The sequence below is a fragment of the Solwaraspora sp. WMMA2059 genome (genome assembly GCF_027497315.1).
Lineage (GTDB): Bacteria > Actinomycetota > Actinomycetes > Mycobacteriales > Micromonosporaceae > Micromonospora_E.
The window spans coordinates 1,109,466-1,134,460 of record NZ_CP114908.1 but is presented as its reverse complement, the minus strand read 5'-3'; the positions used below and the strand labels follow the sequence as shown (position 1 = coordinate 1,134,460).

Genomic DNA, 24,995 nt, shown 5'->3' with positions numbered 1-24,995 from the left:
TGACAGTGTCGCACTCCCTCGCCGGCGAAGGGGGGCCGCCGGCTCGACCCGGTCCCGGTGGAACCCGCGACCCACCGCGACGGGGCACCACCTGCGGCCGGTCGAACCAGCCAAGGATCTCACTCGTAGGGCGCGTCACCGGCCAGCGACCCACCGACGAAGACCTCAGCGGGACCGGCCGAGTTCCCCGTCCAACAGCTCGAACAACTCCTCGGCGCTCGACGAACCCAACTCGTCGGCGGTCGACCCCGTCCTGTCTGGAGGTGGAGCCAGCCGTCCCGCCAACGCCTGCAGGCGTGCCGCCAACGCCAGGCGCTGCTCGTCGCCGGGACCGACCCCGGCGAGCGCCGCTTCCAGGGTCGCTTCGAGGGTCGCCAAGTGCTCGCCGATCCGGCGGGACTCGTCGGCGCCGAACTCGGCGGTCAGATGGTCCGCGACGGCGGCGACACTCGGATAGTCGAAGATCAGCGTGGCCGGCAGCTTCCGCCCGGTTGCACCGGTCAGTCGGTTGCGCAGCTCCAGCGCGGTCAACGAATCGAATCCGATGTCGAGGAACCCCTGCTCGGCGGAGACCGCGTCGGCTCGATCATGGCCGAGCACCGCCGACGCATGTGCCCGCACCAGCTCGAGCAGCACGGCGCGGCGCTCTGTCGCCGGCAGGTCCGCGAGCCGATCGGCACCGTCGGTAGCCACCGGTGCGGTACCCGCACCGGCCGGGACACCCGCGCCCGTGGGCGAGGCACCCGCAGGTGACGTCGTCGAGGCGGCGAGCGGTCCGGCCGGCACCGGCGTGACCGGGCCGGTCAGGCCGAGGAACACCGGTGCCGTCGCCCAGCCTTCGGCACGCAGCGCCGCGACGTCGAACTTGGCCGGCACGAGCACGTCGGCGTCACTGGCGAGCGCGGTGTCCAGCAGCGCGAGCCCTTCCTCGGCCGACAGCGGCAGCAGTCCGGACCGGGAGAGCCGACCGCCATCGACCGTGGACAGTCGAGCTGCCATGTCGTCTCCGGTCGCCCACCGACCCCACAGCAGCGACTGTGCCGTCAGCCCGCGTGCGTGCCGATGCTGGGCGAGCCCGTCGAGAAACGCGTTGGCCGCCGCGTAGTTGGCCTGCCCGGCCGCGCCGCCGACACTGGCGACCGACGAGAAGAGCACGAACGCGGACAGTTCGGAGTCGGCGGTGAGCTCGTGCAGATGCCAGGCGGCGTCCACCTTGGCCCGCAGGACGGCGGAGATCCGCTGCGGGGTCAGCGCCGTCAGCACCCCGTCGTCGAGCAGGCCGGCCGCGTGCACGACCGCGGTCAGCGGGTACGCGGCCGGCACACCGGCCAGCAGCTCGCCGACCGCGTCGCGATTGGCGACGTCGCAGGCCACGACCGCGACCTCGGCCCCCATGCCGGTCAGTTCGGCCACCAGCTCGGCGGCGCCCGGCGCCTGACCTCCCCGACGGCTGACCAGCAGCAGACGCCGTGCGCCGTACGTGGCGACGAGGTGGCGGGCCACGACCGCGCCGAGACCACCGGTGCCGCCGGTGATCAGCACCGTCCCGTCCGGCGGCAGGGCGCGCCGCGCGGGCGACGGTGGCACCGGTGCCACCGTCAGCCGGGGCACCAGCAGCTCCCCGCCCCGGATCGCCAGCTCGGTCTCCCCGCTGGCCAGGGCGGCGGGGAGCACCTGTGCGGACTCGGCCCGCCCGTCCTGGTCGACCAGGAGAAACCGGTCGGGGTTCTCCGCCTGCGCCGCGCGGACCAGACCCCACACCGCAGCGGCGGCGAGGTCGACGTCAGGATCGTCCGGCCCACCCGCGACAGCCCCACCACCTGCCCGTACGCTCACCGCGCCGCGCGTGACGATGGCCAACTTGGCTGCCGCGTACCGTTCGTCGGCTAGCCAGTCACACAACGCGTCGTGGATCCGTGTCACGCTCTGGTGGGTCGCGGCGACCGGATCATCCGCCGGCAGTTCGTCGGCGGACGCGCACCGCAGCACGACCGGCACCGGATCGAGCTGTCCGGGTGGGCGGGCGTCCCATTCGAGGTACGGTGCGGCGTCCGGCGCCGACCGGGGCCCGGCCTGCCACCGCAGTTCGTGGACGGCCCCGGCCGGCTCGCTGGTCGACGGCAGCGCCCGGGCCACGATCGTCTCGATCTGGGCGACGGGCTCTCCCGCCACGTCGGCGAGCGTCAGCGACAGATCGCGTTCACCGACGGGGGCGATGCGCGCCCGTACCGTCTCGACACCGGCGTGCCGCAGGGTGACCCCCCGCCAGCTGAACGGCACCTCCACCGGCCCGTCACCGTCGAGCAGGACGTGGGTGGTCGCGTCGAGCACGGCCGGGTTCAGGGTGAACCGGTCCATGGCCGCGTCGGCCACGGACACCTCGACGAAGACCTCGGTGCCCCGGCGCCATGCCGCCCGTACCGCCTGGAACGACGGGCCGTATCCGAGGCCGCGCTCGGCGAGCCGCCCGTACAGGGCGTCGATCGGCAGCTGTACGGCGTCGGGTGGCGGCCATTCGTCCAGCCGTGGCCCCGGCGGCGGGCTGTCCGACGGACCGGTGGGCCGGATACTGCCCGACGCGTGCTGGCGCCAGACGGCGTCGCGCGCTTCGTTGCGGTCCCGGGAGTGGATGCTTAGTTGCCGTACCCCGGCCGGGTCGGCTGCGGTGACGACTACCTGGACGTCCACGCCGCCCTCGCCGAGGGTCAGTGGCGCGTGCACGGTGAGCTCGTCGATCCGCGCGCAGCCGATCTCGGCCGCGGCGGACAGGGCCAGATCGATGAAGCCCGCGCCGGGAAAGAGCACCTGCCCGTCCACCCGGTGGTCGGCCAGCCAGGGCTGGCTGGCCAGGGCCAGCCTGCCGGTAAAGTGCTTCACGCCCGGCTCCGGGGTGCTCAGTCCGGCGCCGAGCACCGGGTGGCCGATCGCGTCGAGGCCGATCGCGGCGGGGTCGCTCGCCCAGCTCCGGCTGCTGATCCAGTAGCGCTGGTGGTCGAAGTGGTGCGTCGGCGGCTCCACCCCCCAACCCACAGCCACATCCCCCGGCGCCTCCTCCACGATCACATGCGCGTTCGTCCCACTCAACCCGAACGACGACACCCCCGCCCGACGCGGTCCGTCGGTACCCGGCCACGGCCGCGCCATGGTCAACAGCCGCACCCCACCCGCCGACCAGTCCACATGCGACGACGGCTCCGACACATGCAACGACCGCGGCAACACCCCCGCCCGCAACGCCATCACCATCTTGATCACACCACCCACACCCGCCGCCGCCTGCGCATGACCGATGTTCGACTTCAACGACCCCAACCACAACGGACGATCCGCGTCCCGACCCCGCCCATACGTCGCCAACAACGCCTGCGCCTCGATCGGATCCCCCAACCGCGTCCCCGTACCATGCGCCTCCACCACATCCACACCCCCCGCCGACACACCCGCCACCGCCAACGCCCGCCGAATCACCCGCTCCTGCGCCGGACCCGACGGCGCCGTCAACCCGTTCGACGCACCATCCGAACCCACCGCACTACCCCGCACCACCGCCAACACCCCATGACCACGACGCCGCGCATCCGACAACCGCTCCACCACCAACACACCCACCCCCTCCGACCACGCCGTCCCGTCCGCGTCATCCGAGAACGACTTGCACCGCCCATCCGGCGCCAACCCACGCTGCTCGCTGAACTCGACGAACATGCTGGGCGTCCCCATGACAGCGACCCCACCGGCCAGGGCCAGCTCGCACTCACCCGAACGCAACGCGTCGACCGCCAGATGCAACGCCACCAACGACGACGAACACGCCGTGTCCACCGACACCGCCGGCCCCTCCAGACCCAGGTGGTACGCCACCCGACCGGAGACCACGCTGCCGGCGCTGCCGGTCGGGCCGTAGTCGTGGTACATCACCCCGGCGTAGACACCGGTACGACTACCCGCCAACGACGCCGGCTCCACCCCCGCCCGCCGCAACGCCTCCCACGACACCTCAAGAAACAACCGCTGCTGCGGATCCATCTCCCGCGCCTCACGCGGACCCACCCCGAAGAACCCCGCATCGAACCCCGCCGCGTCATACAGGAACCCACCACGACGCACATACGACCGCCCCACCCGACCCGGCCGAGGATCGAACAACGCCTCCGTGTCCCACCCCCGGTCCACCGGAAACTCACCAGTCGCATCCCCCTCACCCACCACCAGATCCCACAACCCCTCCGGCGAGACCACCCCACCGGGGAACCGGCACGCCATCCCCACGATCGCGATCGGGTCGTCCTCCGGTGCGTCGGCCGGGGCCGCGGTGGCCGTACCGGCGGGTCCGGTCAGGGCGGCCGGGCTGACGCCGGCGTGGCGGTCGAGTTCGGTGCCGAGGAAGTCGGCCACCGACTGGCTGTTCGGATGGTCGAACACCAGGGTCGCCGGCAACCTGACCCCGGTGGCGCCTTCGAGCTGGTTACGCAGTTCCAGCGCGCTCAGCGAGTCGAAGCCGAGTTCGGCGAACGCCCGCCGGGGGGCGACCTGCTCCGGTCCGGCGTGTCCCAACACCGTGGCGACGTGGCGGCGTACCAGGTCGAGCAGCCGCCGGTCGCGGTCGGCACCGCTGACGTCGGTGAACGGCCCTGCCGATGAGCGCTGCTCGAGGCCCGCGCCGGTACCGGTGGCGGCCAGATCCCGCAGCAGCGCCGGCACCTGATCGGTACGGGCGGCCAGCGCGCGCTGGTCGATCCGCACCGGCAGCACCAGCGCGGCGTCGGCGGCGAAGGATGCGTCGGCCAACGCCAGCCCGTCGTCGACCGGCAGCGCCGGCAGCCCGAGCCGGGTCATCCGGCGGCGGTCGGCCTCGGTGAGCGCGGCGCCCATGCCGGTGGCGGTGTCCCACAGCCCCCAGGCGAGGCTGACCGCCGGTAGGTTCTCGGCCCGGCGGTGCGCGGCGAGCGCGTCCAGGAAGACGTTCGCCGTGGCGTAGCCGCCCTGGCCGGCGGCGAGCAGCGTACCGGCCGCCGACGAGAACAGCACGAACGCGGCCAGCGGCAGCTCCCGGGTCAGCTCGTGCAGGTGCCAGGCCCCGTCGACCTTCGCCGCGAGCATGGACTCCATCTGTCGACCGGTGAGGGTCTCCAGCGTGCCGGCGTCGGCGACACCGGCGGCGTGCACCACCGCCGTCAACGGATGGTCAACATCGATCCCCGCCAACACACCCGCCACCGCACCCCGGTCCGCCACATCACACCCGACAACCCTGACCCGCGCCCCCAACCCCGACAACTCAGCACACAACTCCCCCACACCCGGCGCACCCGACCCACGCCGACCCACCAGCACCAGATGCCGCACCCCGTGCACCCGCACCAGATGCCGCGCCACCAGACCACCCAGACCACCCGTACCACCAGTGACCAGCACCGTGCCGTCGCTGGCGAAGCCCGGTGGCGCGGCCGGGGGCGTGGGAACCAGTCGGGGGGACAGAATCCGGTTGCCGCGTACGGCCAGCTCCGGCTCATCGGTGGCGATGGCCCGACGCAGCGTCGCGCCGTCGACATGTCCGTCCACGTCAATCAGTTGAATCGCGCCAGGGTGCTCGGCCTGTGCGGCGCGCAACAGCCCGTACAGCGGGGCGACAGCCAGATCACCGACCCCGTCTCCGGCGGTGGTGGGCACCGCCGCGGTGGTCAGCACCACCAGGCGGGTCGCGGCCAGCCGGGGTTCGGTCAACCACCGACGCAGTACGGTGAGCAACCCGGTGACGTTGGACCGGAGCCGTGGCAGCAGCGTGCCGCCCGACGTCGCGGTGAGCGTCTCGACGCGCACGCACACGATCATCGGTGCCGCCGCACCCGGGAAGCCGTCGGCAGCGTCTGCGCCGGCGATGTCGACGTCGTCAGCGGCGACGGCCGCCAGCAGACCGTCCAGGTCGGGGTGCACGTGGCCGCCCAGGTCGAGATCGTCGCCGATCGCGTCCACCCGCCCGGGCAGCGGCTCGTCACGGTGACCGGCCGCGGCCGGCCGCCAGCCGATCGTGAACAGCGCGTCCCCCACTGCCGGGTGTGTCGCCGCCAACTGGTCACGGGACACCGGCCGGGCGATGATGGACCGCACCGACGCGACCGGGCGGTCGTCGGTGTCAGTGACGACGAGTCTCGTCTCGACGTCACCGCGAACCCTGGTCAGCCGGACCCGGACCGCCCGGACGCCGACCGCGGCGAGCTTGAAGTCCGACCAGGTGAACGGCAGCAGCGCCACGTCCTGGTCGTCGTCGACGAGCAGCCCGACGTGCAACGCGGCGTCCAGCAGCGCGGGATGCAGGCCGTATCCGGCGGCCGGTTCCGGCAGGGACACCTCGGCGAAGAGCTCGTCGCCGCGTCTCCAGGCGGCGGTGAGACCGCGGAACGCCGGGCCGTACCGGTAGCCCCGGCGGGCGAGCCGGTCGTACGCCTCGGCCGCCGGCAGCGCGGTCGCACCCGGCGGCGGCCACTCCGGCTGGCCGTGCTCGGTGGCCCGGGTCACGCCGGCCAGGTCCGACCTGGACGGGTTCGACGTGACTAGGTCCGACGTGGACCGATCCGTCGTAGTCAGATCCGATGCAGACGAATCCGATGCGGACGTTTCGACGCCGTTCGGGATCCCGGCGGCCGCCGGGGCGAGCGAGCCGACGGCATGGCGGGTCCAGGCACCGGTGTCGTCGAGCCGGGAGAAGATCTGCACCGACCGGATCCCGGCGTGGTCCGCCGCCCCCACCAGCACCTGCAGCGCCGCGCCGCTGCCGGCCGGCAACACCAGCGGTGTCTGCAGCGCGAGCTCCCGCAACAGATCGCAACCCACGTGCTCGCCGGCCCGTCGGGCGAGTTCGACGTACGCGCTGCCGGGCACCAGGACGGTGCCGAGCACCTCGTGGTCGGCCAGCCAGGGTTGCCGCGTCGGCGAGAGCCGTCCGGACAGGACGACACTGTCGGCGTCCGGCGCGGGTACCACGACCGACAGCAGCGGGTGCGCCAGCGGGGTCATCCCGATTGACTCGACGTCGGTCGGCGTGGTGTCGCGGGGTGGCAGCCAGAAACGCTGATGCTGGAACGGGTAGGTGGGCAGCGGCACCCCAGGGCGCCGGTCCGCGCCGAGCACCGCCGACCAGTCCACCGGGCATCCGTTGACGTAGGACCGGGCGAGCGCGCCGAGCAGTTCCTCGGGCTCCGGCCGGGCGCGGCGCATCGTGGCGGCGAACGTCCGCCCGGTCGGCTCGACACAGCGCATCGCCAGCGGCGCCAGCACCGCGTCGGGCCCGACCTCGACGAAAGTGGTGGCACCGGCCTCGACCAGTGCCCCGACGGCGTCACGGAAACGCACCGTGCCGCGCACCTGGCGTACCCAGTACTCGGCGTTGCCCAACACCGAGCCGTCGGCCAACGCGCCGGTCGCTGTGGAGACCAGGGCGATGTCCGGCTCGGCGTAGTCGAGTGCGGCGGCGGTGCGCGCGAACGCGGGCAGCATCGGCTCCATCAACGGCGAGTGGAACGCATGCGACACCGACAGCCGGATCGTCCGGTGTCCGAGCTTCTCGCATTGGGCCACCGTCGCCAGGACGGCGGACTCCTGCCCGGAGACCACCACCGACGCCGGCCCGTTGACGGCGGCCAGCGACGCGCCGTCGACCAGCAGCGGCTCCACCTGCCCGGCGGCGGCGGACACGGCGACCATCGCCCCGCCAGGGGGCAGCGCCTGCATCAGCCGCCCCCGGGCCGCCACCAGGCGGCACGCGTCCGGCAGCGTCAGTACGCCGGCCACCTGCGCGGCGGCGATCTCACCGATGGAGTGTCCGCAGACGAAGTCCGCCCGTACGCCCCAGGCGGCGAGCAGCCGGTAGAGGCTCACCTCGATGGCGAAGACCGCGGCCTGGGTGTACGCCGTCTGGTCGAGCAGGGCCGCCTCGGCGCTGCCCGGCTCGGCCCACATGACGGAGCGCAACGGCCGGTCGAGTTGGGGGTCGAGCAGTTGGCAGATCTCGTCCAGGGCGGCGGCGAACGGCGCGTACCGCTGGTACAGCTCGCGGCCGGCGCCGAGGCGCTGCGAGCCCTGTCCGGTGAACAGCAACGCGGTGCCGCCCGCGGTGTTCTCGCCCTGCCAGACACCGGGGCCGCCGCGGCCGTCGGCCAGCTGGCGCAGGCCGTCGACGAGGTCGGCACGGCTGGTGACGACGAGCGCCGCCCGGTAATCCATCACGGTACGCGCGGCGGCCAGGGTGGTGGCGACAGCGGCCGGTGACTCCTGCGGCACGGCGTCGAGCCGGTCGAGCAGCCGTGCCGCCTGTTCCCGTACCGCCTGCGCCGACCGGGCCGACAGCGGCACCGCGACCGGTCCTTCGGCCGGGCGGTCCGCGGCCGGCGCCGGATCCGGGTCGCCTTCCTCGATCACCACGTGGGCGTTGGTGCCGCTGATACCGAAGGAGGAGACCGCAGCGCGGCGCGGCCGTTCGCCGGCAGGCCAGTCCTGCGCCTCGGTGAGCAGTTGGACGGGCCCGGCCGACCAGTCCACCTGCCGGCTGGGGCGGTCGGCGTGCAGGGTACGGGGAAGCGTCCGGTGGCGCATCGACTCGACCATCTTGATGACGCCGCCGACCCCGGCGGCGGCCTGCGTGTGGCCGATGTTCGACTTCAACGAGCCGAGCCACAGCGGCCGTCGTCGGCCGCGGCCGTACGTGCTGAGCAGCGCGTGGGCTTCGATCGGGTCGCCGAGGGTGGTGCCGGTGCCGTGCGCCTCGACCACGTCGACGTCGTCGGGGCGCAGACCGGCGCTGTCCAGGGCCTGGTGGATGACGCGTTGCTGGGCGCTCCCGTTCGGCGCGGTCAACGCGCTGCTGGCCCCGTCCGAGTTGACCGCACTGCCCCGCACCACCGCGAGGATCCGGTGGCCGTTGCGGCGGGCCGCAGAGAGCCGCTCGACGACCAGCACCCCGGCACCTTCGGCCCATCCGGTGCCGTCGGCGTCGTCGGAGAACGACTTGCACCGGCCGTCGGCCGCCAGTCCGCGCTGCCGGCTGAACTCGATGAACGTCTCCGGCGTCGCCATCACCGTGACCCCGCCCACCAGGGCGAGCGGGCACTCGCCCCGGCGTACCGACTGGATCGCCCAGTGCAGCGCGACCAGCGAGGACGAGCAGGCCGTGTCGACGGTGACGGCCGGCCCTTCCAACCCCAGCGTGTACGCGATCCGGCCGCTGATGAGGCTCCCGTCGCTGCCACCGGCGCCGTAGTCGTGGTACATCACGCCGGCGAAGACACCGGTGCGGCCGCCCCGCAGCGAGCGGGGGTCGATGCCGGCGTTCTCCAGGGCTTCCCAGGACACTTCGAGCAACTGTCGCTGCTGGGGGTCCATGGCGGTGGCCTCGCGGGGGCTGATGCCGAAGAAGTCGGCGTCGAAGCCGGCGGCGTCGTACAGGAAGCCACCCGAGCGGGTGTAGCTACGCCCCGGCTTGCCGGGTTCGGGGTGGTAGAGCGATTCGACGTCCCAGCCCCGGTCGGTGGGGAACGGGCCGATCGCGTCCCGCCCGGCGGCGACCAGATCCCACAGCTGTGCGGGCGAGCCGACGCCACCCGGGTAGCGGCAGCCCATACCGACGATGGCCACCGGCTCGGCGGCGGCGGCCGTGATCGCCTCGTTCTCCCGACGCAACCGGTCGTTGTCCAGCATGGACTTCCGGAGGGCCTCGACGATTTCTGCGACAGATGCTTCCACGGTGCCTCAGCCCTCCGAGTTGCCGGCATCGCCCCGACCGAGCGCGGCGCGTACCAGGTCGTCCACGTTCATGGCCCGGATCGATTCGGCGTCGATCGCGGACCGCTCGGCCGCGTCGCGGCCGGTGTCGTGCGGTACGCCGCCGTCGCGGAGCGAACCGTTGCCGTTGCCGGCCGGACCGGCGGTGCCCGGCGCGGCTGCGGTGCCGGCGAGCGCGAGCAGCGTGTCGAGGATCCCCGCCTGACGGATCGCGGCCAGCGGGACCGCCGCCAGGGCCGCCCGCAACCGTTCCTCGTCCGGGTCCGGACCGTCGGCGGGCTCGGGCTCGGCGCCGAGAAGTTCAGTGCGCAGGTACGCCGCGAGCAGGTTCGCGGTCGGCTGGTCGAACACCAACGTCGCCGGCAGCCGCTGGCCGGTGGCCGTCGCGAGCCGGTTACGCAGTTCGAGCGCGGCCAACGAGTCCAGTCCCAGGTCGAGGAACCCCTTGTCCGGGTCGACGGTGCGCGGGTCGGATCGGCCGAGAACGGCGACGACGTGGGACCGGACCAGGTCGAGCATGGTCCGCTCCCGGTCGGCGGCGCCCATCGCCGCCAGCCGCTGCCGCAGAGGTACGTCGGCTGCGGCAGCCGGGACCGGGCGGGCGGCCGGGCCGGCCAGATCACGCAGCACCGCCGGTACGTCAGCGGCACGGGCCCGTACGGCGGCGGTGTCCAACTGCACGGCGACCGCCACCGGCCGGGCAGCGGCGACCGCGCGGTCCAGCAGCGCGAGCCCGTCGGCCGGGGCGATCGCGGTGACGCCGAGTCGACGCAGCCGCTCGATGTCGCCGGCGGCCAGCTGGCTGGTCATCGCGCTGGAGGCCAGTTCGGAATCGTCCGCCCACAGTCCCCAGGCGACCGAAACTGCGGGCAGTGCATGGGACCGACGCAGCCGGGCGAGCGCGTCGAGGAACACGTTGGCTGCCGCGTAGCTGCCCTGGCCGCCGCCGTCCAGCACGCCCGAGGCCGAGGAGAACAACACGAACGCCGACAGGTCCCGGTCGGCGGTGAGCTCGTGCAGGTGCCACGCGGCATCGACCTTGGGACGGAGAACAGCGTCGATCCGCTGCGGGGTGAGGCCGGTGACGACCCCGTCGTCGAGCACACCGGCGGTGTGCACCACGGCCGTCAACGGGTGCGCGGCCGGGATCTGGGCGAGCAGGTCGGCCAGCGCATCGCGGTCGGCGACGTCGCAGGCCACCACCGACACCTCTGCGCCGAGCTCGGTGAGGGTCGTGACAAGGCGGTTCGCCGCGGGCGCCTGCCGGCCACGGCGGCTGGTCAGCAGCAGGCGGCGCACGCCGTGCCGGGTGACCAGGTGACGTGCGACCAGCGCTCCCAGGGCTCCGGTGCCACCGGTGACCAGGACCGTGCCGTGCCTCGGCCAGGCCGCGGTCGCGTCACCCACCTCGGCCCGTGCCAGCCTCGGTACCCGCAGTTCGCCGTTGCGTACCAGCAACTCGGGTTCGTCGGACGGCAGGGCCGGCAGCTCGCCGGAGTCACTGTCGACCAGGACGAACCGGTCCGGATTCTCCGCCTGTGCGGCCCGGACCAGGCCCCACACCGGCGCCTGGGCCAGGTCGGTGACCGGTTCGACGGCGCCCTGGGTGAGTACCACCAGCCTGGCCCCGGCGAAACGCTCGTCGGCCAGCCACCGCTGGACCGTGGCGAGTGTCCGGTGGGTCACCTCACGGACCCGCTGCGGTACGGCGCCGTCGTCGCCCGCCCGGCAGGTCAGCACGACAAGATCCGGTGCCGGCTCACCGGCGTCGATCACCGCAGCGAGGGCATCCAGGTCAGGCTGGTCGGCACCGAGCACCACCCGCCGACCACCACCGGTTGCCGGCGGCTCACAACCCCGCCACACCAGGTCGTACAGTGGCTCGTCGCCGTCGGTGAGTTGCTCCGGCGTCAACGGCCGGGGGGTCAGCGCCCCCACCGCCGCCACCGGCTGGCCGGCGAGGTCGGTGACGTCCAGCGCCACAACGCCGTCCGGCTGCAGGGCGCGGGCGTGCACCCGCACCGCGCCCGCTCCGGCGGCGTGCACCGCGACGCCGGTCCAGGCGAACGGCACCCGGGTCTGGGTGATCGCCCGGGGTCCGCCCTCAACCAGGAAGTCCGCGGCCTGCACGGCGGCGTCCAGCAGCGCCGGATGCAGCCCGAACGCCCCGGCGTCCGCGCTGTCGGGCAGCACGACCTCGGCGAAGACCTCGGCGTCGCGCCGCCACAGTGCGCGCAGTCCCCGGAACGTGGGCCCGAACCCGTACCCCAGGGAGGCGAAGTCGTCGTACACGGTGTCCAGATCGACCGGCCGGGCACCGGCCGGCGGCCACTGGTCGGGTGCGGTCACGGTGGGCGGGGCGTCCGGGGCGAGGGTCCCGGTGGCGTGCCTGGTCCACCCGTCGGACGCGTCGGGCCGCTGCGGCCGGGAGTACACCGACACCGGCCGGCGACCGGTGTCGTCGGCCGCGCCGAGCACGACCCGCAGGGCCAGGGCCGCGCCGTCGGGCACCACCAGCGGCGCCAGTTGGGTCAGTTCCTCCAGGTACGCGCAGCCGACCTGGTCGCCGGCCCGGGTGGCGAGTTCGACGAAGGCGGTGCCGGGCAGCAGTACCCTGCCGAGCACCCGATGGTCGGCCAGCCAGGGCTGGCCGGCAACGGAGATCCGTCCGGTCAGCGTCAGCCCGCCGGTGTCCGGCATCGCCACCACGGCCGACAGCAGCGGATGGTTCAGCGGTTCCAGTCCGGCCGCACCGAAGTCGCTCTTGCCGGGGCCGTCCTCCAGCCACAGCCGCTGGTGGTCGAAGTGGTGCGTCGGCGGCTCCACCCCCCAACCCACAGCCACATCCCCCGGCGCCTCCTCCACGATCACATGCGCGTTCGTCCCACTCAACCCGAACGACGACACCCCCGCCCGACGCGGTCCGTCGGTACCCGGCCACGGCCGCGCCATGGTCAACAGCCGCACCCCACCCGCCGACCAGTCCACATGCGACGACGGCTCCGACACATGCAACGACCGCGGCAACACCCCCGCCCGCAACGCCATCACCATCTTGATCACACCACCCACACCCGCCGCCGCCTGCGCATGACCGATGTTCGACTTCAACGACCCCAACCACAACGGACGATCCGCGTCCCGACCCCGCCCATACGTCGCCAACAACGCCTGCGCCTCGATCGGATCCCCCAACCGCGTCCCCGTACCATGCGCCTCCACCACATCCACACCCCCCGCCGACACACCCGCCACCGCCAACGCCCGCCGAATCACCCGCTCCTGCGCCGGACCCGACGGCGCCGTCAACCCGTTCGACGCACCATCCGAACCCACCGCACTACCCCGCACCACCGCCAACACCCCATGACCACGACGCCGCGCATCCGACAACCGCTCCACCACCAACACACCCACCCCCTCCGACCACGCCGTCCCGTCCGCGTCATCCGAGAACGACTTGCACCGCCCATCCGGCGCCAACCCACGCTGCTGGCTGAAGTCGACGAAGACCTCCGGGGTGGACATCACCGTCACCCCGCCGGCCAGGGCCAGCTCGCACTCACCCGAACGCAACGCGTTGACCGCCAGATGCAACGCCACCAACGACGACGAACACGCCGTGTCCACCGACACCGCCGGTCCCTCCAGACCCAGGTGGTACGCCACCCGACCGGACAGCACACTGGCGGAGCTGCCGTTGGTCAGGTACGGCACGACGTCCTCGGGTGGGTTGTGCAACCGGGTGCCGTAGTCGTCGTACATCACGCCGGCGAAGACGCCGGTCGCGCTGCCCCGTAGGGCACGGGGGTCGATCCCGGCGCGTTCGACGGCCTCCCAGGCGGTCTCCAGCAGCAGGCGCTGCTGCGGATCCATGGCGATCGCCTCACGACGGCCGATGCCGAAGAAGTCCGGATCGAAGCCGGCCGCGTCGTCCAGGAAGCCACCTTCCCGCACGTAGCTGCGGCCCGGTGTGCCCGGTTCCGGGTGGTAGACGCCGTCGACGTCCCAGCCCCGGTCGGTGGGCAGCGGCGCGATCGCGTCGACCTCGTCGACGACCAGCCGCCACAGGTCGGCCGGCGAGTTCACCCCGCCGGGGTAGCGGCAGGCCATCCCCACGATCACGATCGGATCCTCGACGGTGGTCGGGGCGCCGGCGACCGGCGACGCCGTGGTCGTGTCGGCCGGTGCGCCGTCGGCGGTCGACGGGTCCGTCGGCGGCTGGTCGACGGGTGTGAGCCTGTCCGCCAGCAACCGCGCCACGGCGGCGGGAGTGGGGTGGTCGAACACCAGGGTGGCCGGCAGGGTCAGCCCGGTCGCCGTGGCGAGCTGGTTACGCAGCTCGACCGCGGCGAGCGAGTCGAACCCCAGATCGCGGAACGCCCGGCCGGGCGCGACGGCGTCCGGGCCGTCGTACCCGAGCACTCCGGCGACCTCCACCCGGACCCGGTCGAGCAACGCCTGCTCGCGTTGCTCGGCGGGTAGCTCGGCGAGTCGGGAAACGCCACGGCGGGCCGACGGTCGGTCACCGTCGTGAACGGATCGCCCGGCCAGGTTACGCAGCAGCGCCGGCACCTCGGACCTGGCGCGCAGCGCCGCCCGGTCCACCTGGAGCGGAACGATCGCCGGCACGCCGGCGGCCAGCGCGGCGTCGAACAGCGCCAGCGCGTCACCGCGGTCCAGCGCGGGCATCCCGAGCCGGGACATCCGGTGCAGGGCGGCTTGGTCCGGCGCGCCCATCCCGGTGGCTTCGTTCCACATCCCCCAGGCCATCGCCGTCGCCGGCAGCCCGTGCGCCGCCCGGTACTCCGCCAGCTGGTCGAGGACCGTGTTGGCCGCCGCGTAGGTGCCCTGACCGGCGGCCAGCACCAGCCCGCCAGCGGAAGAGAACAGCACGAACGCGGCCAGCGGCAGCTCCCGGGTCAGCTCGTGCAGGTGCCAGGCGGCGTCCACCTTGGGGCCGAACACGGCGGACACCGCGTCCGGGGTCAAGGTGGTCAGCGTGCCGGCGTCAGCGACACCGGCGGCGTGCACCACCGCCGTCAACGGATGATCAACATCGATCCCCGCCAACACACCCGCCACCGCACCCCGGTCCGCCACATCACACCCGACAACCCTGACCCGCGCCCCCAACCCCGACAACTCAGCACACAACTCCCCCACACCCGGCGCACCCGACCCACGCCGACCCACCAGCACCAGATGCCGCACCCCGTGCACCCGCACCAGATGCCGCGCCACCAGACCACCCAGACCACCCGTACCACCGGTGACCAGCACCGTGCCATCGGGATCCCAGGTCGCCGTGGCGGCGGCACCGGCCGGGTAGCGGCTCAACCGGGGCACGAAACAGCGCCCGTCCCGTACCGCCAGCTCCGGCTCGTCGCCGGCGAGCCCCGCCCGCAGTCCAGCGACGGCCGTCGCGTCCCCACTGTCCAGGTCGATCAGCTGGAACCGGCCCGGCTGCTCCTGCGCCGCCGCCCGGACCAGCCCCCACACCCCGGCGTGGGCCAGCGCCGGGTCGGCGTCGGTGGGCAGCCGCACCGCCCTGTCGGTCACGACGGTCAACCGGGTCGCGTCGAACCGGTGGTCGGCGACGAACGCCTGCGCGACGGCCAGCGTCGTCCCGACCGCTGCCCGGGCCGCCTGCGGCATCAGGCCCGCCCCGTCCCGGTCGGGTACGCGCAGCACCAGCATCCGGGGTGCCGGGGTTCCGTCGTCGACCGTTGCCAGCAGGGCTGCCGGATCCGGCCAGGCCGGTTCGGTGCCGTACGGCACGCCGATCGTGTGCCATCCGTCGTCGGGGACCGGATCCCCGCCGGACACCGTTGTCCACTCGACGGTGTGCAGCTGCTGACCGGCCGGTGCGGCCAGCTGGGCCGGCGCGACGGGTCGAGAAACCAGGGTGCCGATGCTCGCCACCGGCTGGCCGGTGACGTCCGCGACGTCGATCGAGGACAGCTCGTCGCCGCGCAGGCGGGTGATGCGTACCCGCAGTTCGGACGCGCCGGACCGGTGCAGCACGACGTCGTTCCAGACGAACGGCAGCAGGGTCGGTCCACCCGCGAGCAGGTCGGCGTGCATCGCGGCGTCCAGCAGCGCCGGGTGCAGTCCGTAACCGGTGCTGGCGGTGTCGGCGGGGAGGGTGACCTCGGCGAAGATCTCGTCGCCGCGCCGCCACGCGGCCTGCAGTCCCTGGAAGGCCGGCCCGTAGTCGTAGCCGCGGTCGGCGAGCTGATCGTAGGCCGCGGTCACGTCGATCGCGGTGGCCCCGGCGGGCGGCCACTCGGTCAGCGCGGCACCGGTGGCACCGCCGCCGGTTGCGGTCGTCGCGGGCCGCATGGTCCCGGTCGCGTGCCGGGTCCAGGTGGCGTCAGCGGCAGCGTTGGCGGGGCGCGAGTGGATGGATATCGAGCACCCGTCGGACCCGGGGCGGTCGACGACGATCTGGACGACCGCACCGTCGGCTCCGTTCAGCGGCAGCGGTGCCTGCAGGGTCAGCTCACCGAGGACCGGATGGTCCACCTGCGCCCCGGCGCGCAGCGCGAGTTCGACGAACGCCGTGCCGGGCAGCAGCACGGTGTCGAGTACCTGATGGTCGGCGAGCCACGGCTGCATGGCCGGGTCCAGCTGCCCGGTCAGTACGACACCCGCGCCGGCCAGCGGCAGCACCGCCGCGAGCATCGGGTGCCGCACCGGGGTCTGGCCCACGCCGGTCGGGTCGGTGCTGGCCGTCAACCAGTAACGCTTGCGCTGGAACGGATAGGTGGGCAGGTCGACAGGTCCACGGCCGCTGCCGGTGTCAGCCCCGGGCGGCAGCACCGCGTCCCAATCGACCGTGGCACCGCGTACCCACAGCCGGGCGACGCCGGACAGCACCGACTCCACCTCGTCGGCCCCGGTACGCAGCACCGGCACCACCTCGGCGCCGGCGGCGATCGTGGCGACCAGACCGGACAGCGCCGCACCGGGTCCGACCTCCACGAACGTCGCGACGCCGGTGTCGACCGCGCTGGTCACCGCGTCGCCGAACCGTACCGGCCGCCGGATCTGGTCGACCCAGTAGTCCGGCTCGCCCCACTGGTCGTCGACCGCGACGCCGGAGACCGACGACACCGCCGACACCGTCAGCGGTCGGCTTGCCACCTGCGCCACGACCTGCCGGAAGTCAGCCAGAACCGGTTCCATCAGTCCGGAGTGGAAGGCGTGGGACACCCGCAGCCAGGAGACCGGGGTCCCCGCCGGCAGTCGCTCCACGGCCGACTCCACCGCCGGGCGCGACCCGGACAGCACCACCGCCGATGGCCCGTTGACCGCCGCCAGCCACACGCCGTCGTCCAGCAACGGTCGCACCACGTCCTCGGCGGTGCCCACCGCCGCCATCGCTCCGCCCTCGGGTAGCCGCTGCATCAACCGGCCCCGGTGCGCCGCCACCCGGCAGCCGTCGGTGAGCGACAGCGCGCCGGAGACCACCGCCGCCGCCAGTTCGCCCACCGAGTGGCCCAGCACCACGTCCGGGTGCACCGCCCACGAACGCAGCAGCCGGCTCAGCGCCACCTCCACCGCGAACAGCGCCGGCTGTACGTACGCGGTCTGGTCCAGCCAGTCGTCCGTCTCGCCGAGCAGTGCGTCACGCAACGGCAGCCCCAGCTCGTCGAAGACCGCGCACGCCTCGTCGAACGCCGCCGCGAACACATCGAACCGGTGGTACAGCCCACGGCCCATCCGCGGCCGCTGCGAACCCTGGCCGGGGAACACGAAGCCGACCTCGCCGGCACCGGTCACCGAACCCACGACCACCTGTGCGGCGGTTCCGCCAGTGGCGACCGCCCGTAGTCCGGCGGTGGCGTCCGCCGGGTTCTCGGCCAGTACCACGGCCCGGTGCGGGAACACCGCCCGCGTACCGGCCAGCGCCCGAGCCACGTCGGTCAGTGGCACACCGGACTCCACCACGGGCACCAGCCGCCGCGCGAGCTCCCGCAGCGCGGCGGAGTCACGCGCGGACAGCACCAGCGGCACCACCCCGGCGTGAGCTGGTCCCGGGTCGGCCGACGCGGGTGCCGGCACCGGCGCCGGCGCCTGCTCGAGGATCACGTGGGCGTTCGTGCCGCTGATACCGAACGACGACACCGCCGCCCGCCGCAGGCCGTCCGGTGCCGGCCACGGGCGCGCCCGCGCCAGCAGTCGCACCTCGCCCGCCGACCAGTCGACCTGTGCCGACGGCTGGTCCACGTGCAGGGTCCGCGGCAGTTCGGCGTGCCGCATCGCCTGGACCATCTTGATCACCCCGGCGACGCCGGCGGCCGCCTGGGTGTGGCCGAGGTTCGACTTGATCGAGCCGAGCCACAGCGGCCGGTCGTCGCGCCGGTGCTGCCCATAGGTGTTGATCAGCGCCTGCGCCTCGATCGGGTCGCCCAGGGTGGTGCCGGTGCCGTGTGCCTCGACGGCGTCGACGTCCACCAGGCTCAGCCCGGCACTGGTCAGCGCGTCGTGGATCACCCGTTCCTGGGACGGGCCGTTCGGCGCGGTCAGTCCGTTGCTGGCGCCGTCGGAGTTGACCGCCGAACCTCGGATGACCGCCAGCACCGGATGGTTGTTGCGCTGGGCGTCCGACAACCGCTCCAGCAGCAGCACACCGGCGCCCTCGCCCCAGCCGGTGCCGTCCGCCGCCGCGGCGAACGACTTGCAGCGGCCGTCGCCGGCCAGCCCGCGCTGACGACTGAAGTCGATGAACGTGTCGGGTGTGGACATGACGGTCACCCCGCCGGCCAGGGCCAACGTACACTCCCCCTGCCGTAGCGCCCGCGCCGCCCAGTGCAGCGCGACCAGCGACGAGGAGCAGGCGGTGTCGACGGTGACGGCGGGCCCTTCGAAGCCGAAGGTGTACGCGATCCGGCCGGACACCACGCTCGCCAGGCTGCCGTTGCCCAGGTAGCCCGCGATCTCCTCGGAGACCTGCCCGAGCCGGGTGCCCCAGTCGTGGTACATGACGCCGGCGAACACCCCGGTACGGGATCCGCGCAACGAGTGCGGGTTGATCCCGGCGCGTTCGACCGCCTCCCAGGTGATCTCCAGCAGCAGGCGCTGCTGCGGATCCATCGCGGCTGCCTCCCGCGGACTGATCCCGAAGAACTCCGGATCGAACATGGCCGCGTCGTGCAGGAATCCGCCCTGGTTGACGTAGCTGCGGCCAGGTTGCCCCGGCTCAGGGTGGTAGATCTGCTCGAGCTGCCACCCCCGGTCGGTGGGGAACTCGCTGACCGCGTCCACCCCGTCGGCGACCAGGCGCCACAGCTGCTCCGGTGACGCCACGTCGCCCGGATACCGGCACGCCATCGCGACGATCGCGATCGGCTCGTCGGTGGCGGCGGTGACGGTGTCCGGCGCGGCTGCCGGCGCGTCGGCGACCGGCACCGCCTTGTCGACCAGGTAGACGGCCAGCGCCTGAGGGGTCGGGTAGTCGAAGACGAGCGTGGCCGGCAGGGTGAACCCGGTCTCGGTGGTGAGCAGGTTGCGCAGCTCCACGGCGGCCAGCGAGTCGAACCCGACCTCGCTGAACGGCCGGTCGGGCTCGACGGCCTCGGCACCGCTGTGCCCGAGGACGGCGGCCGCGAGGCGTCGGACCAGGGTGAGTACGGCGCGCTGCCGCTCGGCCGGGGCGAGCCGTGCCCAGTCGGCCGCGACTCCGTTCGGTGCCGGACGCCCGTCCGGCGTCGCGGTGCCGGACGCCACGGCGCCGGTCGCGGCTGTCGACCGGTTCCCGCCTGGGAGGACCACCGGGACGATCTGACGCAGCAGCGGCGGCACACCGTCCGGCCTGGCCCGCAGCGCGGCCAGGTCGAGCCGCAGCGGCAGCAGCGTCGCCGCCGGTACGCGCAACGCCGCGTCGAACAGCTCTAGATTGTCCTGGATGGACATGCCGGGCAGACCGGACCGTTCGATACGTCGCCGGGCGGCGGCGTCCAGCCGGTCCCCCATGCCACCGGCATGTGCCCACAGCCCCCACGCCAGACTGAGCGCGGGCAGGCCGGCGTCACGACGGTAGGCGGCGAGGGCGTCCAGCGCGGCGTTCGCGGCCGCGTAATTCGCCTGGCCGGCACCGTCAAGGTGACCGGCGGCCGACGAGCAGAGCACGAACCAGGCCAGCGGCAGCTCCCGGGTCAGCTCGTGCAGATGCCAGGCGGCGTACGCCTTCGCGGCGGCGACGGCCTCCATCCGCTGCCCGGTGAGGGTGTCGACGAGCCCGTCGTCGAGCACGCCGGCGGCGTGCACCACCGCGGTCAGTGGGTGCTCGGGGGCGATGCCGTCGAGCAGCGCGGCGAGGGCGGACCGGTCGGACACGTCGCAGGCGGCGACGTGCGCGCTGGCACCCAACTCGGCCAGGCTGGCGGTCAGGTCCCCGGCTCCGGCGGCCTGCGGGCCGCTCCGGCTGACCAGCAGCAGGTGCCGTATCCCGTGCGCACGGACCAGATGCTCGGCGAGGACGGCCCCGACACCGCCGGTGCCACCGGTGATCAGCACCGTGCCGGCCGGATCGAGCCGGCCCGACCGACCGTTGCGGACGGCGCCGTCAGCGGGGGCGGCTCCGACGGTCGGAACGGACGGGAGTGGTTCCGCCGGCGGGGCGAGGGCCAGCCGGGGCGCCAGCACCGCGCCGGCGCGAACCGCGACCTGAGGTTCGTCCGCGGCGACGGCGGCGGCGAGCGCGGCGGCCAGGCCGCTGGCGTCGGTGGCGACGACGTCGAGCAGCAGGAACCTGCCGGGGTGTTCGGCCTGGGCCGCACGGACCAGGCCGTGCACGCCACCGTGGGCAGGGTCGACGGTGCCGGTGGGATCACCGTCGAGGCTGTTTCCGCCGGCGGTCACGATGGCCAGCCGGCATCCGGCCGTACGGGGGTCGGCCAGCCACGACCGGATCACCGCCAGCGTCTCGTCGCAGGCGGTGCGGACCGCCTCGGCTCCGATGCCGGCGGCGCGCACCGGCAGCACCACGACCTGCGGCAGCACGTCGGGCAGTTGCCGGACCTGGTCGAGCACCACGTACGAGAGCGGCCGCTGCGCCGGGCCGACCGGAATCCAGTTCACCCGGTAGAGCTGGCCGCCGCCGGTCGGTACGGCCAGCCGGGCGGGGTCGGCGGGACGGGTGACGAAGGACCCGACGTTCGCCACGGGCGCGCCGGTGGCGTCGACGGCCTCGATCGACACGCCGTGCTCGCCGGCCGAGGTGACCCGCACCCGCAGGGCGCGCGCGCCGGTGGTCAGGGCGGACACGTGCCGCCAGGCGAACGGCAACCGGATCTGCCCGGCACCGCCCGGCTGGGCCGCCTGCGGCTCGGTCGCCGGTTCGTTGGGCGATCTGGTAGGCGGCTCGGTCGCCAGCTCGGTGGCCTGCAGCACCGCGTCGAGCAGGGCCGGATGCAGCCGGTAGCCCTCGGCGTGGACCGGCTCGGGAAGCTCGACGTGCAGGAACGCCTCGCCTGCCGCGTGCCAGGCGGCCCGCAGCCCACGGAAGCTGTCGCCGTACTGGTAGCCCTGGGCGGCGAGCCGCTCGTACCAGTCGGACAGGTCGACCGGTTCGGCACCGGGCGGTGGCCACGTCACCGCCCAGTCGGCTTCGGTGGGTGCGTCCGGCGCGGCCGCCGCCAGGGTGCCACTGACGTGCTGCAGCCAGCGGCTGCCGCTGGTCACGGCTTCGCCGCAGGAGTGGATCGTGACGCTACGCCGGCCGTCACCCTGGTCGGGACCGACCATGATCTGCAGTGCGGTTGCCGCCCCGTCGGCCAGGACCAGCGGCGCGTGCAGGGTCAGTTCGGCCACCGTCGGGCTGCCCAGCAGCGCGCCGGCGTGTCCGGCGAGTTCGACGAAGGCGGTGGCGGGCAGCAGGGTCGCACCGGCGACGACGTGGTCGGCCAACCAGGGATGGGTCTGCGCCGAGATCCGGCCGGTGAGCAGCGTACGGTCGCTGTCGGCGAGCCGGACCGCCGCGCCGAGCAGCGGATGTTCGGCGTCGGCCTGGCCGAGTGCGGCCGCGTCACGGCGCGGGCCGGGTGGCGTGAGCCAGTGCCGGCTACGCTGGAACGGATACGTGGGCAGCTCGACCCGGTGGTTCACCTGCCCACCGAACACGGCCGGCCACTCCACCGACGCACCGCGCTGGTGCAGGTGGGCGAGCACCCCGACCAGGTCCCGGACCTCGTCGCGGCCCGGCCGCAGGGTGGCGACGAGGGAGACGTCGTCGCGGCCGTCGGGCAGGCAGGCCGGGCCGAGCGCGCTGAGCACCGCGTCCGGGCCGAGTTCGACGAAGGTGCGCACCCCGGCGGCGGCCAGCGCGGCCATGCCATCGGCGAACTGGACGCTCTGACGCACCTGCCGTACCCAGTACTCGGGGTCGGCCAGTTCGTCGTCGCCGATCAGCGCGCCGGTCACCGTCGACACCATCGGGATCCGGGCCGGCGCGAAGTCGACCACCTGGGCGAACTGGCGGTACGGCGCGAGCATCGGGTCCATCCGGGCGGAGTGGAAGGCGTGTGACACCCGCAGCGGGTGGATCCGGCGGCCCTGTGCGGCGAAGGTTTCGGCAACCTGGGTGACCGTCCGTTCGTCGCCGGAGATGACCAGCGAGCGCGGACCGTTGACGGCCGCGACGCTCACGTCGGCGGGCAGCCGCTCGGGCAGTTCGTCGGGTGCCGCCTCGATGGCGACCATCGCTCCGCCGACGGGCAACGCCTGCATGAGCTCGCCCCGGGCGGTCACCAGCAGCGCCGCGTCGGCCAGGGTGAGCACCCCGGCGACGTGGGCGGCGGCCAGCTCGCCGACCGAGTGGCCCAGTACGTAGTCGGGGCGGAGCCCCCACGACTCCAGCAGCCGGTACAACGCCACCTCGGTGACGAAGATCGCGGCCTGGGCGTACCGGGTCTGGTCGAGGAGGGCCCGGTCGTCGCCGGTCAGGATGGAGCGCAGCGGTCGGTCCAGGTGGACGTCGACCTGGTCGGCCGCGTCGGCGAAGGCCCGCGCGAACGCGGGGAACCGCCGGGCGAGGGCCTGCCCGGCGGCGAGGCGCTGGGCACCCTGACCGGTGAACAGGTACGCGACCCGGCCGCCGATCGTCCGTCCGACATAGACTCCGGAGCCGGTCGTCTCGCCGGTGGCCAACGCTTCCAGGCCCCGTACCGCCTCGGGCGCGTCGGCGGCGAGCACCACGGCCCGGTGTTCCAGCGCGGCGCGGGTGGTGGCCAGCGCGTACGCGGTGTCGGGCAGCGATGTCCCGGCCCGCAGCAACGGCAGCAGCTGACCGGCCTGCGCCCGCAACGCCGGCGCGCTGCGGGCCGATAGCACCAGGGGCAGCACCGTGGGCGCTTCCTGGCCCGCCGGTTCGCCCGCCCCGGCGGTCTCGCCGGTCTCACCGCCCCCGGCGGTCTCGCCGGCCTCACCGGTCTCGCCGGCCTCACCGGTCTCGCCGGCCTCACCGGCCTCGGCGGTCTCGGCGTCGGCCTCTTCGACGATGACGTGGGCGTTGGTGCCGCTCACACCGAACGAGGAGATCCCGGCGCGGCGCGGACGGGGCAGTGCCGGCCAGGGGCGGGCGTCGGTCAGCAGCGCGACCGCGCCGGCGGTCCAGTCCACCCGCGGCGTAGGGCGGTCGACGTGCAGGGTCGCGGGCAGCAGCGAGTGCCGCAGGGCCATGATCATCTTGATCACGCCCGCCACCCCGGCCGCCGCCTGGGTGTGGCCGATGTTGGACTTGAGCGAACCGATCCACAGTGGTTCGTCCCGCTCCTGACCGTACGCCGCGAGCAGCGCCTGGGCCTCGATCGGGTCGCCGAGCCTGGTGCCGGTGCCGTGCGCCTCGACGGCGTCGACGTCACCCGGGACGAGTCCGGCGTCGGCCAGCGCCGCCGCGATCACCTGTTGCTGCGCGGGCCCGCTGGGGGCGGTCAGCCCGTTGCTCGCCCCGTCGGAGTTGACCGCCGAGCCGCGCAGCACGGCGAGAACCCGGTGTCCACGGCGGCGCGCCTCACCGAGCCGTTCCAGGACGAGGATCCCGACGCCCTCGGCGAACCCGGTGCCGTCGGCGGCGTCGGCGAACGGTTTGCAGCGGCCGTCGGGGGCCAGGCCGCGTTGGCGGCTGAACGCGGTGAAGGTGCCGGGGCTGCCCATCACCGCGACCCCGCCGGCCAGCGCCAGCGACGCCTCGCCGGTGCGCAGGGCCTGGCTGGCCAGGTGCAGCGCGACCAGGGACCCTGAGCAGGCGGTGTCCACGGTCAGGGTGGGGCCGTGCAACCCCAGGGTGTACGCCACCCGCCCGGCGACCACGCTCGGCGCGTTGCCGGCGAGCAGGTAGCCGTCCAGCCCGGCCGGGGCCTCGTACAGTCGTGGTCCGTACTCCTGCGGCTCGGCGCCGACGAACACCCCGGTCCGGCTGCCGCGCAGTGACATGGGGTCGATCCCGGCATGTTCCAGCGCGATCCACGACGTCTCCAGCACCAGCCGCTGCTGCGGATCCATCGCCGACGCCTCGCGCGGGCCGATGCCGAAGAAGTCGGCGTCGAACTCGGCGGCGGTGTCGAGGAAGGCGCCGTGGCGCACGTAGCTGGTACCCGGCCGGTCGGGGTCCGGGTCGAACAGTCCGGCCAGGTCCCAGCCCCGGTCGGTCGGGAACTCCCCGATCACGTGCCGGCCGTCGGCGACAAGCTGCCACAGGTCGGCAGCGGAGAACACCCCGCCGGGGTAGCGGCAGCCGATGCCGACGATCGCGATCGGTTCGTCCGCGCCGTCGCGTCGGGGGCGTACCGGCCGGGCGTCGACGGGCGCGCCGACCAGCTGCCGCACCACGAGATCGGCGACGGCCTGCGGGGTCGGGTGGTCGAACGCCAGGGTCACCGGCAGCGCCAGGCCGGTGGCGGCGGTCAGCCGCTCGTGCAGCTCGACCGCGGCGAGCGAGTCGAACCCGAGGTCCTGGAAGGGCAGCACCGGGTCCACCTCGGCCGGCGCATCGGGCTGGACCTGCGAGATGACCTGGGTGGTCGCGACGCACACCAGCTCGAGCACCAGGCGGTGCTGCTCCACCGGGGGCAACCCGGCCAACCGGGTACGGAACCCGGCGACACCGCCCGAGCTGCCGGTGGTGTCGTCGACGACGCTCTCGGGCTGGATGTTCATCCGGGCACTCCACAACTGAAGCGGCAAAGCGAATGCGAGGACTTGGCTCGATGCTAGTG

At 73.8% G+C, this 24,995-nt stretch carries 2 protein-coding genes; both read right to left on the bottom strand.

The features are described 5' to 3' along the window. Nucleotides 1-165: 165 nt before the first annotated feature. Nucleotides 166-9,735 carry a type I polyketide synthase gene (locus tag O7553_RS05030; protein ID WP_281553697.1) on the bottom strand — a complete coding sequence of 3,190 codons (9,570 nt, stop codon included), beginning with the start codon at nt 9,733-9,735 and terminating at the stop codon, nt 166-168. 6 nt (nt 9,736-9,741) lie between these two features. Then, nucleotides 9,742-24,936, bottom strand: coding sequence for a type I polyketide synthase (locus O7553_RS05025; RefSeq protein WP_281553696.1), 15,195 nt, complete (start codon nt 24,934-24,936; stop codon nt 9,742-9,744). Nucleotides 24,937-24,995: the final 59 nt, after the last annotated feature.

Bases quoted from the DNA above. Each gene is read 5' to 3' on its own strand.
- O7553_RS05025 (WP_281553696.1), bottom strand. From the start codon at position 24,936: ATGAACATCCAGCCCGAGAGCGTCGTCGACGACACCACCGGCAGCTCG.